Annotated in this window: 11 protein-coding genes; 8 read left to right on the forward strand and 3 right to left on the reverse strand. The window is 72.1% G+C overall.

Going from position 1 to position 15,674, the window contains the following annotated elements:
* The first annotated feature begins 255 nt into the window (after positions 1 to 255).
* A complete protein-coding gene (locus NAEX_RS17050; protein WP_096328551.1) occupies positions 256 to 1,083 on the forward strand; it encodes a hypothetical protein in 828 nt (275 codons plus the stop codon).
* Between the two features lies 1 nt (position 1,084).
* On the opposite strand, the gene NAEX_RS17055 is transcribed toward NAEX_RS17050, so the two are convergent.
* On the reverse strand, positions 1,085 to 2,593 hold the full coding sequence (locus tag NAEX_RS17055; RefSeq protein ID WP_096328552.1) for a flavin-containing monooxygenase: 1,509 nt from the start codon (positions 2,591 to 2,593) through the stop codon (positions 1,085 to 1,087).
* A gap of 278 nt (positions 2,594 to 2,871) precedes the next feature.
* Between NAEX_RS17055 and NAEX_RS17060 the strand changes: the two genes are divergently transcribed.
* From NAEX_RS17060 to NAEX_RS17090, 7 genes are all read left to right on the forward strand, one after another.
* Positions 2,872 to 3,978, forward strand: a complete 1,107-nt coding sequence (locus tag NAEX_RS17060; RefSeq protein WP_245913743.1) for a hypothetical protein — start codon at positions 2,872 to 2,874, stop codon at positions 3,976 to 3,978.
* A 130-nt stretch (positions 3,979 to 4,108) separates the two neighbouring features.
* Positions 4,109 to 4,849 (forward strand): alpha/beta hydrolase-fold protein, encoded by a 741-nt coding sequence (locus NAEX_RS17065; protein ID WP_096328553.1) that lies wholly within the window; start codon positions 4,109 to 4,111, stop codon positions 4,847 to 4,849.
* Between the two features lie 63 nt (positions 4,850 to 4,912).
* Positions 4,913 to 6,514, forward strand: coding sequence for an FAD-binding oxidoreductase (locus NAEX_RS17070; RefSeq protein ID WP_096328554.1), 1,602 nt, complete (start codon positions 4,913 to 4,915; stop codon positions 6,512 to 6,514).
* A gap of 303 nt (positions 6,515 to 6,817) precedes the next feature.
* On the forward strand, positions 6,818 to 7,288 hold the full coding sequence (locus NAEX_RS17075) for an RNA recognition motif domain-containing protein (protein ID WP_096328555.1): 471 nt from the start codon (positions 6,818 to 6,820) through the stop codon (positions 7,286 to 7,288).
* 390 nt (positions 7,289 to 7,678) lie between these two features.
* On the forward strand, positions 7,679 to 9,886 hold the full coding sequence (locus NAEX_RS53830; protein ID WP_170135787.1) for a M28 family peptidase: 2,208 nt from the start codon (positions 7,679 to 7,681) through the stop codon (positions 9,884 to 9,886).
* 121 nt (positions 9,887 to 10,007) lie between these two features.
* Positions 10,008 to 12,665, forward strand: coding sequence for a DUF4215 domain-containing protein (locus NAEX_RS17085; RefSeq protein ID WP_143141115.1), 2,658 nt, complete (start codon positions 10,008 to 10,010; stop codon positions 12,663 to 12,665).
* 71 nt (positions 12,666 to 12,736) lie between these two features.
* A complete protein-coding gene (locus NAEX_RS17090) occupies positions 12,737 to 13,501 on the forward strand; it encodes a hypothetical protein (RefSeq protein WP_096328558.1) in 765 nt (254 codons plus the stop codon).
* A 151-nt stretch (positions 13,502 to 13,652) separates the two neighbouring features.
* On the opposite strand, the gene NAEX_RS17095 is transcribed toward NAEX_RS17090, so the two are convergent.
* Both NAEX_RS17095 and NAEX_RS17100 read right to left on the reverse strand, forming a co-directional pair.
* Positions 13,653 to 14,024 carry a hypothetical protein gene (locus tag NAEX_RS17095; protein ID WP_096333639.1) on the reverse strand — a complete coding sequence of 124 codons (372 nt, stop codon included), beginning with the start codon at positions 14,022 to 14,024 and terminating at the stop codon, positions 13,653 to 13,655.
* An 80-nt stretch (positions 14,025 to 14,104) separates the two neighbouring features.
* On the reverse strand, positions 14,105 to 15,670 hold the full coding sequence (locus NAEX_RS17100) for an alkaline phosphatase PhoX (RefSeq protein WP_096328559.1): 1,566 nt from the start codon (positions 15,668 to 15,670) through the stop codon (positions 14,105 to 14,107).
* Positions 15,671 to 15,674 lie beyond the last annotated feature (4 nt).

The following is a 15,674-nucleotide window of genomic DNA, read 5'->3' on the forward strand; positions in this document are numbered from 1 at the left end:
CGCCGACCTGGTGCATTTGCGCCGCCCCGCGTCGGTCGTCCGGCGGGGGGGCGGCTGTTCGGCGGCGCCGCGCTGCACCTGACCGGGCACTCGTCCGGGCCGCCGGGTCCGCTCAATCACCGCCGTCGCGGTCCCTACAATCGCACGCGCACCCCAGTCGGCCGGTGATGACATTCGCGCCGGCCGCCTCGCGCGACCTCGCGCGGCCGCCCACAACTTGACCGGGCCGCGCGCCCGGGCGCACCCTCGGGGCGCGTGCTCTCGCCTCGACTCGCCGCGATCCGTGCGCCGATCCTCGTGATCTGGCTCGCCGCGGCGGTGCTGGCCGCGATCGACTTCCTCCGCGACGTCGACCCCGCCCACGTGCGCCTCGCCCTCTTCATCGCCACCGTGGTCGTCGAGGTGCTCGCGCTCGCCACCGCGATGGCCGGCCGGCGCGCCCTCGCCGACGACGATCCGACCCGCGGCGCGAGCACGGCGATCTGCCTCGGCCTCGGCCTGCGCGTCGCCGCCGAGCTGCGCCTCGGCCTGATGTACCTGTCGGCTGTCCCTTCGGTCATCTTGAAGCGCCCTGCCCTCGCGGACGCCTTCCTCTACGGTCTGCGCTATCTCTACGTCGCCGCCGACCTCGCCCTCCTGCTCGGCGTGGTCCGCACCCTCCGCGGCCTGCGTTGCAGCGGTCTCGGCATTCGGCCGCGGCCGCGCGACCTGCTCGTCATCCTCCTCGTCGTCCCGCTGCCGCTCGCGGTCTACGCATTGCAGGCGCAGGTCGTCCCGGCCCCGAGCGACACCGGCATCATCACCTTTCGCCTGCTCGCGGCCAGCGTCGGCGCCGTCGTCGGCGGCTATTGCGTCGTCCTCGCCGTCGCCGCCCTGCAGCTCGGCGGCGCGTGGGCGTGGATCTGGGGCGCCGCCGGGGTCGCCGGGATCGCCCGCGCGCTCGCCTTCGTCGCCGCCGCCGCCGCCGAGCACGTCCTGCCGCGCGCCGGCGCCATCCTGCTCGAGCAGGGCCTGCTGTGGACATTCGCCTGCGCCTGGCTGCTGGCCACCGCGCTGCACTGGCAGCACGTGCGCCGCTCGTGAATCACGTCGGCAGCGGCAGCGGCCGGCGCGGTCCGGCCCCGCGCGAGCGCTCGTACTCGTCGAAGATCCCGGCGTAGTCGGCCGCGGTGTAGGGCGCCGTCAATTCGGCCAGCACCCCGCGCTTGCGGTACGGCGACACACCCAGGTCCCCCAGCATCACGTCGAGGTACTGGTGAAAGCGCGTATTGACGGCCCCCGCGCGCGACGGCTCGAACAGGATGTTCGCGCGCTTCCACCGCTGGACTGCCGCGATTTGGCGCTCGATCTCCGGCTCCGGCGGCAGCTCGAGGTCCCCGCGCAGGTGCGCCCCCAGCCACAGCATCGCCACCTCGACCCCGGGTACGTGCAAAAACCCGTGGTTGTGGCCGGCGAACGCCATTCGCGGCACCTTCGGGTGAATCACGTGACGGTACAATTGCGCCCCGTCCCGCTCCCGCTCGAGCAAATCGCGGTACTTTCGCGGCAGGAACGGGAACTGCGGCGCCAGCGAGCCCGTCGACACCACCACCAGATCGCACGTCAGCTCGCGCCCGTCGGCGAGCCGCAGCCCCCGCGGCGTGAACCCGACCGGCTCGCCGCGGTGCGGCTCGATCTGCCCGCGGATCACCTGCGCGAAGTACTCGTCGGGCGCCATCGCCACCGCCGAGCGCATCTCGAACGGCACCGGCGTCGTCGGGATCAGCGTCGTCATCCGCCGGCGCACGGCCGGGTCGCGCCACAGCCCGTGCAGCCCGACCTGGGCGCGGATGAGCCCGCCGACCATCGCCCAGAACCCGCGCACCAGCGGCTGCAGGTGCGTGTGCAGCAGCCGCTCCGCCCGGCTCGGATGGACCCACGCCGGGATCATCGCCGTGCTCGCGCGCATGAACAGGATCTTCGACCCGTGGACCCCGAGGATGTGGCGGGGGATCAGCCAGCGCGGCTCGCGGAACACGTGCTCGACTTGCGAGCCGCGGGCCGCCGCGAAGCTCGCCATGTCGACCGCGCTCTTGCCGAACCCGATCACCGCCACCTTCTTGTTCGCCAGCACCCCCAGGTCGCGGACCTCGCGGGCGAGAATCACCTGTCCCGGAAAACACGCTCGATCGGCCAGCCGCAGCCCATGCTGCGCCCCCGTGTATTGCCCGTTCGCGACCACCACGAAGTCGAACCGCTCGCGCCGGGGCCCCGCCGGCGCCTGCAGCTCGAGCGCCCAGCCGTCGCCGACGAACTCGCTGGCGAGCACCTCGTGCTCGGTCCGCACGTCGATACCGAAGCGGGCGATCGCCGCCTCCATGTAGCGCATCAATTGCTCGCGCGTAGGGTGCAGGTCCGGCGCGAACGGCCACGGGAATTCGGCCAATCGATAGTGCTCGGCCACGTTCTGCAGGCGCACCTCCGGGTACGCCACCGCCCATACGCCGCCCGGCCGCGGCCCGCGCTCGAATATCACGACCTCGTGGCCGAATCGCTGCAGCATGCGGGCCGCCGCGATCCCGGAGATACCACCGCCGATAATTGCGATCTTCATCGTTCCTTGTAGTGCGCCGGCTCGTCGTGCCGGATCGCCGCGCCGCACCGTGCCTCGCCTCACGCCGCGCGCGTGACACCTCCGGGCCGCATTTTGCCACGCGCAGCGCCGCCGCGCGACGCTCCGCGTCCGTCAGGCACTCCTAGCATTGCGGACCTTCGCAGACCGCCTGGCGCGTCACACCCACGGCTCAGGTCACGCGCCCTGTCCCCCCGCGCCCCGCCTCGCGCGCTGATACGCGCCCGCCCGCCGCGCTCGCCGCGATACGATGACGAGCCATGCCTCGACGTCGCTCGCGCCTCGCCTCCGCCCTGCTCCTGCACCTGTCCTGCGGCGGCGGCGACGGAGGTCCCGTCGACAATCCCCTCACCGATCCCGCAGAGGGCCCGCCGGCGGGCAACCCGGACGGCGCGTGCGACATCCCCGACGAGGCCCGTCCGGTCGACACCAGCGCTCCGGACCACGTCGTCGGCGACGGCACCGCCGCCAGCTGCACGAGCGACGCCTTCATCGCCGCCGTCGAGCAGGGCGGCGTCATCACCTTCGACTGCGGCCCCGAGCCGGTCGTCATCACCCTCGATCGCACCGCCAAGATCTTCAACGACACCGGCCCCGAGATCGTCATCGACGGCGGCGGCAAGGTCACCCTCTCGGGCGGCGGGGCGCGGCGGATCCTCTATCAGAACACCTGCGACCAGGCCCAGCGCTGGACCACCGACCACTGCGACGACCAGGACCACCCGCGGCTCGTCGTCCAGAACCTCACCTTCGTCGACGGCGACGCCAGGAGCGAGGAGGACGGCGGCGGCGCGATCTTCGTCCGCGGCGGCCGCTTCCGCGCCGTCAACACCCGCTTCTTCAACAACGTCTGCGCCGACGTCGGGCCCGACGTCGGCGGCGGCGCGATCCGGGTGTTCGACCAGCACGAGGACCGCCCGGTCTACATCGTCAACTCCACTTTCGGCGGCGCCCCGGAGCTCGGCAACGTGGGCTCGAACGGCGGCGCCCTGTCGAGCATCGGCGTGTCGTACACCGTCATCAACAGCCACTTCTCGCACAACCGGGCGATCGGCGACGGCGCCAACCCGGCCCAGAGCGGCACCCCGGGCGGCGGCAGCGGCGGCGCGATCTACAACGACGGCAACACCTTCACCCTCTCGCTGTGTGGCACCGTGGTGCGCGACAACCACGCCAACGAAGGCGGCGGCGCGATCTTCTTCGTCAGCAACGACCGCAGCGGCAGCCTCGCGCTGACCGACTCGCTGCTGTGCGCAAACCCGAGCGACGGCTTCGAGACCGAGGGCTTCCCCGGCATCTTCGTGCTCGCCGCCGGCGACCCGGCGGTCGTGCGCAGCGCCCTCGCCGAGACCTGTCCCGAGGGCTAGGTCCCACCGCGGCCGCCCGGCCCCGCCCGTCCGGGTCGGCCGCGGAGCGGCCCGAATCGGCCGTCCGGGCTCCGCGGCGGCCGACCCTTGCGCCGCGCGGACCGGCGCCGGCATCATCGAGGTCGCACGCATGCACGCCCGTCACTTGATGCTCGAGAGCCCCGCCATGGGGCGCAAGGTTCACCTGTGGTGTTACGGCCATTACGGCCCGCCCGTCATCGTCTTCCCGTCCGCCGCCGGCTTCGCCCACGAGTGGGACCGCCACGGCATGTTCGAGGTCTTGGGCCCGCTGATCCGCGCCGGCAAGGTCAAGTTCTACTGCCCGGAGAGCAACGTCTCCCAGGTATGGACCGACAAGGAGAGCTCGATCGCCGCGCGGATGCAGCGGCACCGCGCCTACGAGGGCTTCATCCTCGACACCCTCGTCCCGTTCATCCGCGAGGACTGCCGCTGGGAGGGCGCGCCGATGACCGCCGTCGGCTGCAGCCTCGGCGGCACCTACGCCGCCCTGTTCGCGCTCAAGTACCCCGAGACCTTCCGCCGGGTGCTGTGCATGAGCGGCCGCTACCTCACCACCGAGCTGACCGGCAAGCACAACGACTCGGACCTCTACTTCAACAACCCGCTGGCGTTCGTCCCCGGCCTGCGCGGCGAGCCGCTCGAGCGGCTGCGCCGCAACACCCACCTCACCCTCGTGTGCGGCCGCGGGGCCTACGAGGAGGGCTGCATCGAGGAGACGATCGCCCTCGGCCAGCTCCTGAAGGAGAAGGACATCCCCAGCGTCACCGACATCTGGGGCCGCGAGTCCCGGCACGACTGGGACTGGTGGCAGCGCCAGGTCGTCGTCCACCTGCCGCGCCTGCTCGGTTGAGGCCTGTCCCTTTGGCCCTGTCTCCCCGGCCCTGTCTTTTCGCACCTGTCCATTAAAACATCCATGCGCCAGAAGCTCGTCGACCTGCTCACCAAGTACCGCTCGCTGCTGCTGGTCGGCGTCGGCCTGCCGGTCGGCTTCGTCTTCGACGCCGTCCTGCGGGCGCGGGCGCGGGTCTACGAGGTCCTCGGGGCCGCGCCCGAGCGCCACGACGAAAAGGTGCGGGACATCCAGGAGCAGGTGCGGCGCTGGGCCGGCCTGCCGGCGAGCGAGCGCAAGCCGATGTGCACCGACCGGCGCACGTGGATGAACCTCTCGACCCGGTTCGAGCCCAAGCACACCTGGCACAAGGTGCGCATGGGCGCGCTGCGCGACATCCTCGGCCTCGACGAGGCGGCGCGGACCGTCCGGGTCGAGCCGTTCGTCACCGTCGGCCAGGCCATGCGCTACCTTGCCAAGCGCGGCTACATGCTCGCCGTCCACCTCGAGATCGCCGACGCCACCATCGGCGGCCTCGCCCTGGCCGCCGGCATGACCACGCACTCGCACAAGGTCGGCATGTTGTTCGAGACGGTGGTCGCCTACGAGGTCGTGCTGGCCGACGGCCGCCTCGTGCGCGTGACGAAGGACAGCCACCCCGACCTGTTCCGCGCCATGGGCTGGTCGCACGGCACCCTCGGCCTCCTCGTCGGCGTCGAGCTCGCGGTCGTCCCGATCAAGAAGTACGTCCACATGCGCTACGTCCCGGTCCACTCCCAGCAGGGCTACTGCGACGAGATGTACCGCCTCGCCAACGCCGACGACGCGCCGCACTTCCTCGAGGCGACCGTCTTCGCCAGGGACCGCGCCGTGATCATGTGCGGCGACTTCGCCGACGAGCCGACCGAGCCGGCCGAGCGGGCCAAGATCAACCACCTCGGCCGCTGGTACAAGCCGTGGTTCTACAAGCACGTCGAGACCTTCCTCGAGCGCGGCGGCGACGAGTACATCCCGCTGGAGGACTACATCCTCCGCCACAACCGCAGCATCTTCTGGGTGGTGGCGCACATGATCCCGGAGGGCAACCACCCGCTGTTCCGCGCCCTGCTCGGGTGGATGATGCCGCCGCGGATCGCCTTCTTGAAGTTCTCGACCACCCCCGCGGTGCGCAAGATGACCTTCACCATGCAGGTGTTCCAGGACATCGTGCTGCCGATGAGCGCGATGAAGCGGGCGGTCGACCTCGTGGCCGAGCGGTTCGAGATGTTCCCGATCTTGCTGTACCCGTCGCGGGTGTACGACCACGGCGAGGCCGGCGGCCAGCTGCCGCGCCCGTTCGCGCAGGACATCGTCCCGGGCAAGGACTACGCGATGTACTTCGACCTCGGCGTCTACGGGGTGCCCGGGCCGATCCAGCGCGGCCTGCCGTTCAAGACCGTCCACGCGATGCGGGCCATGGAGGCCTTCACCGCCGGCGTGCGCGGCTTCCCGTTCCTCTATGCCGACACCTTCATGACCCGCGATGAATTCGAGGCCATGTTCGACCTCCGGCTGTACCGCCAGGTCCGCGAACGCTACGGCGCCTCGGCCGCCTTTCCCGACCTGTACGACAAGATCCGCCCCGAGGTCGACGTCCTCGCCGTGCTCGACGAGGAGCGCGAGCTGGACACCACCCTCGCCGACTGATCGCTCACACCCGGGCCTGCCCCGCGGCCGGCTGCGCCCGGTGAGCAGCCAACGGCCCCCCACCGCCGTTCGCCGCCCGACCTGCGCAACCTCGCCTCGCGCTTCGTTGCGCGCCAGCGGACCTCGTGGTATCCCACGCGCGCACAAACGTTTCTGGCACTCGGCTCATTTGCACGCTCGTCTCTGAGTTTGTATCGGTCCTTGTCTCCGGCGACGCTGACCATCGTGGCGCGGCTTCCACGACGGTCGGGCAGTGTACACGGGGCGAGAGCGCCCACGAGCCGCACGCACGAGACGACGCACATGAGCAACCGACTGTTCGTAGGTAACCTGTCCTTCCAGACCACCGAGGAGGACCTCCAGCAAGTTTTCGCAGACTTCGGCGAGATCGCCGAGATCCGCCTCGTCCTCGACCGTGACACCGGTCGTTCCCGCGGCTTCGCCTTCGTGGCCATGGCCGACGACGATGCCGCCCGCCGCGCGACCGAGAGCCTCAACGGCCAGATGCTCGACGGCCGCCCGCTCCGCGTGAACGAGGCCGAAGAGCGCCGCGGCCCCGGCGGCGGCGGCGGCGGCGGCGGTGGCGGTGGTAACCGCTCGTTCGGCGGCGGCAGCGGCGGCGGTGGTCGCGGCGGCTTCGGCGGCGGCGGCGGCGGTGGTGGCTACGGCGGCGGCGGCGGCGGTCGCGGCGGCTTCGGCGGCGGCGGCGGCGGTGGCCGTGGCGGCCGCAGCAACGACCGTCGCGGCGGCGGCGGCGGCGGCGGCCGCTGGTAATCAGCCCCGTCCCTGACAAAAACCCCGAGACGCGAGCAGGAGCCCCGCTCCTCGCTCGCGTTTCGCGTTTAACGCGCCCCGCAAGTCCGCCGCGAGCCGCAGCCAGGTCACTCGCGCGGCCCTCGCTCACCGGCACCGCCGCTCCCCGCCCCCAGCGACCTCGGACCTCCGCGCCGCCCCCTCGCCGACTTGCGACCTCCGCAAGCTCGCACCCTCCGCGCCGCCGACCTCGCCCGGCCTGCGACCTCGGCACGCTCGCGACCTCCGCGCCGCCGATCTCCACCGACCTGCGACCGCTCCGGGCTCGCGACCTCCGCCGACCTCGCGTCCCGCGAGCGCCGCGCCGAGCCCGCCGTTCGCCGTCCGTCTGGGCTATCCTCCGCGATCGCCGTGTCCCCGCGCCGCCTCCGTCACGCCGTCCTCGCGGCCAGCCTCGGCGTCGCCACCCTCGCCCTCGTGCGCACGGGCCCGCCCGCGCCGGCCGGCCTCGAGGTGCCCCCTGAAGAATTCTCGGCCGCCCGCGCCCGTGAGGAGCTGGTCCAGTTACTCGGCGACGAGCGCCCGCACCCGGTCGGCTCGGCCGCCGACGCGGCCGTGCGCGAGCGCCTCGTCGCCCGCCTGCGCGCTTTGGGCCTCCAGCCCGAGGAGCAGCGGGCCTTCGCCTGCAGCGAGGGCGGCAACTGTGCTCCGGTGACCAACGTGATCGCCTGGCTTCCGGGACAGGTCCCCGGCCCGGCTCTGGCGCTCACCTCGCACTACGACTCGGTCGGCGCAGGCCCGGGCGCGGCCGACGACGGCCACGGGGTGGCGACGACGCTGGAGCTCCTCCGGATCTTGCTCCCCCTGCCCCGCCGCCCGCCGCTGATGGCGGTGTTCACCGACGGCGAGGAGGCCGGCCTGCTCGGCATGCGCGCCTTCGCCGAGCACCCGCGCGCCCGCGAGATCGGCGTCGCCCTCAACCTCGAGGCCCGCGGCACCACCGGCGCCGCGCGCATGTTCGAGACCAGCGACGGCAACGCCGCGCTGATCGCCGCCTACGCCGCGGCCCGCCCGAGCGCCCTCTCGTTGTCGTACGAGATCTACCGCCGCCTGCCCAACGACACCGACCTCACCGTCCTCAAGGGACATGGCCTTCAGGGCATGAACTTCGCGTTCATCGGCGGCGTGCTGCGCTACCACACCCCGCGCGACGACCTCGCCCACCTCGACCTCGGCAGCGTGCAACAGCAGGGCGACGCCGTCCTCGCCACCGCGCGCAACCTCCTGGCCGCCGACCTGCCGCCGCCCGCCCCGCACAACGCCCACTACGTCGACCTGCTCGGCCTCGTCCTGCTGCGCTGGCCCGCCTGGCTCGACCTCCCGCTCGCCGCCGCCGCCCTGCTCGCGCTGCTCGTCACCGCCGTCCGCCGCCGCCGCGAGCTGTCCGCGCGCACCGTCCTGCTGGCCCTCGCCGCCCCGTTCGTCGCCGTGCTCGCCGCCGTCGCCGCCGCGACCGTCCTGCTGCTCGCCGCCGAGTCCCTCACCAGCCCGCTCGGCCCCTGGCGGGCCGCCACCGGCACCGCCCTGCTCGGCCTCGCCGCCGCCGCCCTCGCCGCCGCCCTCGCCGCCGCGCGCCCGCTGGTCCGCCGCGCCGGCCCGCTCGCCCAGTCGCTCGTCACCTGGCTGCTGTGGACCGGCCTCGGCCTCCTCCTGGCCACGCAGATCCCCGGCGCCGCGATCTTGCTGCTCGCCCCCGCCGTCCTCGCCGCCGTCGCCCCCGCCTCGCGGCTCGCCCCGATCGCCGCCGCCCTGCTCGCCACCGCCGTGTGGGCCCCGCTCGCCCCGGCGCTGGTCGAGGCCCTCGGCCTGTCCGCCCCGCTGGTCGGCGCCACCGTCGGCTGGCTGTGCACCGCCCTGCTCCCCGCCTGTCCCGAAGAACCTGGCGAAAAGACCCTGCCCCTCTGGACATGGTCTTTCGCGCTGGTCGCCCTCCTCGCCACCACCTTCGCCGCCGTCGCCCCGCGCCACGACGTCGATCACCCGAGCAAGGCCAACCTGATCCACCTCACCGACCTCGACGCCGGCCGCGCCTGGCACGTCGTCGAGGCCCCGTCCGGCGTGCCCGAGCCGCTCGCCGCCGCGCTCGCGTGGGACGAGCCGCGCGCGCTCCTGCCGTGGTCGAGCCGCGCCGTCCCCTCGGCGCCGGCGACCGTCATCAGCGACGCCGGCCCGACCCTCGAGCTGCGCCCGCCGGCCGCGGGCGACCCGCCGGGTCGCGCGACCATGACCTTGCGGGCCCGCCCCGGCGCGCTCGCCTCCATGCTCGTGATCCCCGCCGGCGCCGTCAATACGCTCCGCGTCGGCGGCCGCGACCTCGACGTGACGGCGCTGCGACCTGGTCCTTCGGACACCCGCGTCGTCACCGTCTTCGGCTGCCCGGCCGAGGGTGTCGAGGTCGTCGCAGACATCACCACTGCGGCGCCGTGGATCGTCGTCGACCTCGCGCCCGGGCTCGCCCCCGACGCCCCTGCGAGCGCCCGCCCCGAGTGGGCCGTGCCCTATCAATGGGGTGATGTGATCGCCGCGCGACGCAGCTTCACGCCGCCCGCCGGTCAATGATTCGCGACGACCTTTCGCCTGCGGAAGGTCGTCGCGCGCTTGCGAGCGCGCGCTCGCGTTGCTGCACGCCGATCGCCCGTGGTAGCGTCGCCGCGCTGGAGGCTTGGAGAACATGAAGGGCTTGAGGTTGATCTTTGGCTTGACGACCTGCGCGTACTTGACGGCGTGCTCCGACTCGACCGCCGTCACGACCGACACGGCGAATACCGACACCACGACCGAGAGCACGACGTCGCAGCAGACCACGACCGGCGGCCCGACCACCGGCCCCGACCCGACCACGGGCGTCCCGACCACCTCGCTGCCGACCACCACGAGCCCGACGTCGACCACGACCTCCACCGACACGACCGAGACCACCGCCCCGCTCACCACCACCGACTCGACGACCACCACCGACGGCGACACCGACACCACGACCACCACCACCGGTCCGGTCGCCGAGTGCGGCAACGGCGTCGTCGAGGACGGCGAGATCTGCGACGACGGCCCCGAGAACGGCCCCGGCAAGGCCTGCAACGCCGAGTGCCAGGCCAACGCCTGCGGCGACGGCGACGTCGGCCCCGGCGAGGAGTGTGACGACGGCGCCGGCAACGGCGACATGAACAGCTGCAAGGCCGACTGCAGCGACAACGTCTGCGGCGACGGGGCCGTCGGTCCGGGCGAGGGCTGCGACGACGGCAACGACGTCGACGGCGACGACTGTACCAACGCCTGCGCGCCGGCGACCTGCGGCGACGCGGTCGTCGCCGCCACCGAGGAGTGCGACGACGGCAACGCCGACAACACCGACCTCTGCACCGACACCTGCACCAACGCCGCCTGCAGCGACGGCTTCGTCCAGGCCGGCGTCGGCGAGGAGTGCGACGACGGCAACGACAACGCCGACGACGCCGACTGCACCACCACCTGCAAGGCCGCCACCTGCGGCGACGGCCACGTGTGGAGCAGCGGCAGCGGCGCCGAGGAGTGTGACCTCGGGGCCGAGAACGGCCCCGGCAAGGCTTGCAACGCCGGGTGTCAGCTCAACGTCTGCGGCGACGGCGACCAGGGCCCCGAGGAGGCCTGCGACGACGGCAACCTCGACGACGGCGACGGCTGCAACGCCCTCTGCGGCCTCGAGGAGTGCGGCAACGAGGTCCTCGACTTCGGCGAGGAATGCGACGACGGCGCCAACGGCGACCCCGACGACGGCTGCACCGACAACTGCGCCTTCCCCGACTGCGGGGACGGCTTCGAGCAGCCGAGCCTCGGCGAGCAGTGCGACCTCGGCGCGAACAACAGCGACGCCGGCGCCTGCACCCTGTCCTGCCTCGACGCCACCTGCGGCGACGGCCTGACCCACGCCAACGTCGAGCAGTGCGACGACGGCGCCAACAACGGCCCCGGCCAGGCTTGCAAGGCCGACTGCACCGCCAACTTCTGCGGCGACGGCGACGTCGGCCCCGGCGAGGCCTGCGACGACGCCAACCAGAGCAACAACGACGCCTGCACCAACGTCTGCAAGTTCGCCACCTGCGGCGACGGCTTCGAGCAGGGCAGCGAGCAGTGCGACCTCGGCGACCTCAACGACAACGTCGGCGAGTGCACCCTCGCCTGCAACCTGCCCGACTGCGGCGACGGCTTCGTCCAGCCCTCCAACCTGGAAGAGTGCGACGACAGCAACATGTCGAACACCGACGCCTGCCTCGACACCTGCAAGGCCGCCGACTGCGGCGACGGCTTCGTGTGGGCCGACAACGAGCAATGCGACGACGGCAACCAGATCGAGACCGACGACTGCCTCAATAGCTGCACCAACCCGTCGTGCGGCGACGGCTTCGTGTGGGCCGGCCACGAGCAGTGCGACGACGGCAACCAGAACGACAGCGACACCTGCACCCACCTGTGCAAGCCGCCGGCCTGCGACGACGGCATCCAGAGCGGCGCCGAGGCCGACGTCGACTGCGGCGGCGGCACCTGTGCCAAGTGCCCGGTCAATGACAGCTGCGTCAATCCCAGCGACTGCACCACCGGCAATTGCGCCCTCGGCGTGTGCGCGCCGGCGCAGTCGTGCAAGCAGCTCCACACCGGAGATCCCTCGCTGCCGAGCGGCAAGTACACGATCGACCCCGGCTTCCCCGGCGTCCCGCCCTTCGAGGTGTGGTGCGACATGACCACCGACGGCGGCGGCTGGACCATCTTCCACGCCGTCACCGGCGCCAACAACGAGCGGGCGCTGGTCACCAACACCGAGAACCTGGGCGGCAACCCGCTGAACTTCCAGGCCTACAGCGTCAACCAGATCAAGAAGGCCGGCCTCAGCCTGATCTCGAGCGAGACGATCTTCGTCCGCAACAACGGCACCTGGCTGCGCGTCAACAAGCCGGCCTTCAACCAGAACCTCATCCAGCCCGACGCGTCCTGGAAGGGTCCGGTGACCATCACGGCCAACAACGGCGCCACGGCGCAGGCCTTCATGGGCTGGGCCAACCTCCCGGCCAAGGTCGCCAAGGGCGGCGACTTCGGCATCACCTCGACGCCCGACGGACAGGTGAGCTGCCAGAACAAGACCACCACCCTGGGGTTCACCAACGAGACCCCGGACGCGCTGATGCTCAACGGCTGCTGCGATTTCCACTACCTTTACAGCTATTCGGCCGTCAACGCCGACGCGGACGCCGGCTACGACGCCAAGTTGCCGCTCGGCTCGTGGGCAGCCACGCCCGAAGCGGCCGGCAATTGCGAGCTCACCCGCCCCGAGGGCGGCTCGCTGGTGTTCTACGCCGCCATGCGCTGATCCTCGCCCTCATGTCGGCAGGCGTGCAAATTCTTGCACACCTGCCCGATCGGCGCCATGATCCCCCGATCATGCCCGCCGAAGCCGCCCCGCGCCTGCGCGAATCCACCCTGCAGCTGCTCCGCCGCGCCGTCGGCCGCCCGGCCCACTGGCGCGACAAGCTCGGCCGCCTGGCGGTCGCGCTGCGCGGCTGGGCCGACTCCCGTGCCGTCGATCGGCGCCTGCAGCACCTGCACGCGCTCGGCCGCCTCGAGGCGCCGCTCCCCACCGCGATTCAGCGGATGGTCGGCGCGATCGACATGTTGCGCTTCTTCCTCGTCCCCTGCGCCGCCACCTATTATTCACAGAAGAACATCCACTTCGGCTTTCACACCCTCTTGCGCGCCCTCGAAGACCCGGCCTCGATGATCGATCCGCTCGGCCTCCACAGCGCGCGCGACACCGTCATCCACCATCTTTTACAGGTCGTCCACGCCAACCCCGACTACGACCTGCAATTGCTCGAGTCCTTCCCCGACGGCCTCGATCGCCTCGAGGCCGAGCTCGAGGCCCTGCGCGCCGGCACCCACGCTCGCGCCGCCGAGCTCGCCGCCACCGTCGAGGACGCCGATTACCACCCCCGCCTGCTCGCCCGCCTCCGCGCCTTCCGCCGCCGCGTCGCCACCCCGCTCCTGTGCGACGAGGTCCTGAGCGACCCCCGCTACATGCAGCTCGAGCGGGTGTTCGGCGACCTCACCTCGACCATGCGCTACTTCTCGCGCCTGCCCGCGACCCCGCGCGGCGCCCTGCACCACCTGCTCACCGTCCGCACCTTCCCCGCCCACCTGGCCGGCTGAGCCGCCCACGATCATCCATCCTGGTCGACAGCCCCTCGCGCGGCCCCGCGGGCGTCACCTTCCCGCTCGCGCTCGCCGCGACCCATCGTCCTTCGGGCTATCACCCGTTCGCGCAGCCCTCGACGAGCCCGACCTTCGACCCGACGCGGCCTTACTTCCGCGCCTGCGCCCGCCGCAGCAGGTTCTTGGCCGTCCCGCTGCGCTCGCGCCCGGGCCGCACCCACGCGATGTCGATCGTCGACGCCGCCGTCATCGCCTCGTCGCGCGCCGTGTCCGAGTCGAAGCCGCCCACCGTCGCGAAGGCGCCGACGTTGTGCCGCGGCCGCGCGAACATGTGGAACACCGTGACCTCGAGCCCCTTCGCCTGCGCGTGGCGCTGGAACAGCAGGTCGGCCCCGCGCGCGTCCCCGACCACGAACCTGCACCCGCGCGCGCACGCCTCCTCGATCTTCGGCACATAGTGCGCCGCGAACTCCTCTTCGCTGAGATCGAGGTGCCCCGACACGTAAGCGATCGTCGTCATGCCTGCCGTCATCTCCGCCGCTCCCATGCCGCTTCCGAACCTAACTTTTCAGACATGCCCTCGCGGACATGTCCCGGCATTCATGCTCCGGTCGGCTCGCCTGCCTTGCGCAGCGCCATCATCGCTCCAGCCGCGAGCAGCGCCCCGGCCCCCGGCCCCTCGTCGTCCGCCTTGCAGCCGCACCCGCCGTCGTCGTCCAGCCCGCCGCTGGCCGACCCGGTCGCGTCCGCGTCGCCGCTGTCCCCTGTCGTGCCGGCGGACGTCGTGCTCGCCCCACCGCCCGTCGTCGGCGCCGCGCTCCCGCCCGACTCCGTCCCCGCCCCCGTCTCCGTCTCCGTCTCCCCGCCGGTCGTCTCCGGCGGCGGCTCGAACTCGGGGAAGGGCCCGCGGATCGCCAGCGTCAGGTGGTCGAACATCAGGTTGACGAACATCGTCTTGCCGTCGGGCGAGAAGCACACCCCGGAGAACTCGCTGTCGCTCTTCGCGTTGCGGGCGAAGTCGAACACCTGCCCCTGGGCGTCGAGCACCCGCACGAAGTCGTCGCCGTCGCCGTCCTCCGCCATGAACAGCTCGCCCCACGGCGCCACCGCGATGTTGTCCGGGTGGTCGAGCACCTCGAGGTCCTCCGAGCGCGCCAGCAGCTCGAGCGTCCCGCCGTCCGGCCCGTCGACCAGCTTGAAAATTTGTCCCCCGCCGACCGGCCCGCCGCTGGTCGAGCACACGTAGACCGCGCCCTGCCAGTAATAGATGCCCTCGCCGCGCTTGACGACCGCCGCGCCCTTCGCCTGCGCCTGCCCGCGCACGCTGTCGTCGGTCGGCGTCGGGTCGTCGACGTCGACCCACGCGATCGGCACCACCTGCCCCACGTCCATGTCCGACGTCGCGAACTCGTCGATCTCGACCGCGCGCAGCGCCTGCAGCTTGCCCGTGAACGGATCGGCCCTGTCCTTCGGCACGAAGCGGTACAGGCAGCTGTCGCCCTGGTCCTCGGTCAAGTAGGCGACGAGCGTGTCCGGGTCGACGCACGCCGCCTCGTGCTTGAACCGCCCGTAGCCGGCGATCTGCCGCGGCGGCTGCACGCTCGTCGCCTCCGTCGAGCACAGATACGTGTACCCGTGCTTGCCGTCGGTCGTCTCCTCGCACGACAGCCAGCCCCACGGGCTCTTGCCCCCCGCGCAATTGCGCAGCGTCCCAAACAGCACCAGGTTGCTCGACTTCACCTCGAGCGTCTCGTTGTCGATCACCAGCCGCGTCACGCAGCCCGAGGCCCCCGGGTTGTACGACTCCGGCGGCGCCTGCTGCTCCGGGTGCAGCGGCGTGTGCAGGATGTCGAGCACGCCGAGCTCATGGTTGCGCATGAGCACGATCGTGCCCTCGTCGGGCCCCGGGAACGCGCCCATCGCGTCCGGCAGCCCCGGCGAGCGGTAGCCGTCGCTCATCGGGTCGAACAGCCGCGTGAGAATTTTATAAGAGAACCCCGGCGGCAGATCGATGATGCCGTCCGGGTCGGGCACCAGCGCGCCGTACTTCGCGGCCCGGGCCGTGCGGTGATAGGTGAACGTGAACGGCAGCGCCGAGGAGCCGACGATCGCGGCCCCGCCGCGCAACAGCCCGCGCCGCCCGAACGCCGGGGAATTCCGCTTCATACGC

The sequence above is a fragment of the Nannocystis exedens genome (assembly GCF_002343915.1).
GTDB classification, from domain to species: Bacteria; Myxococcota_A; Polyangia; order Nannocystales; family Nannocystaceae; genus Nannocystis; species Nannocystis exedens.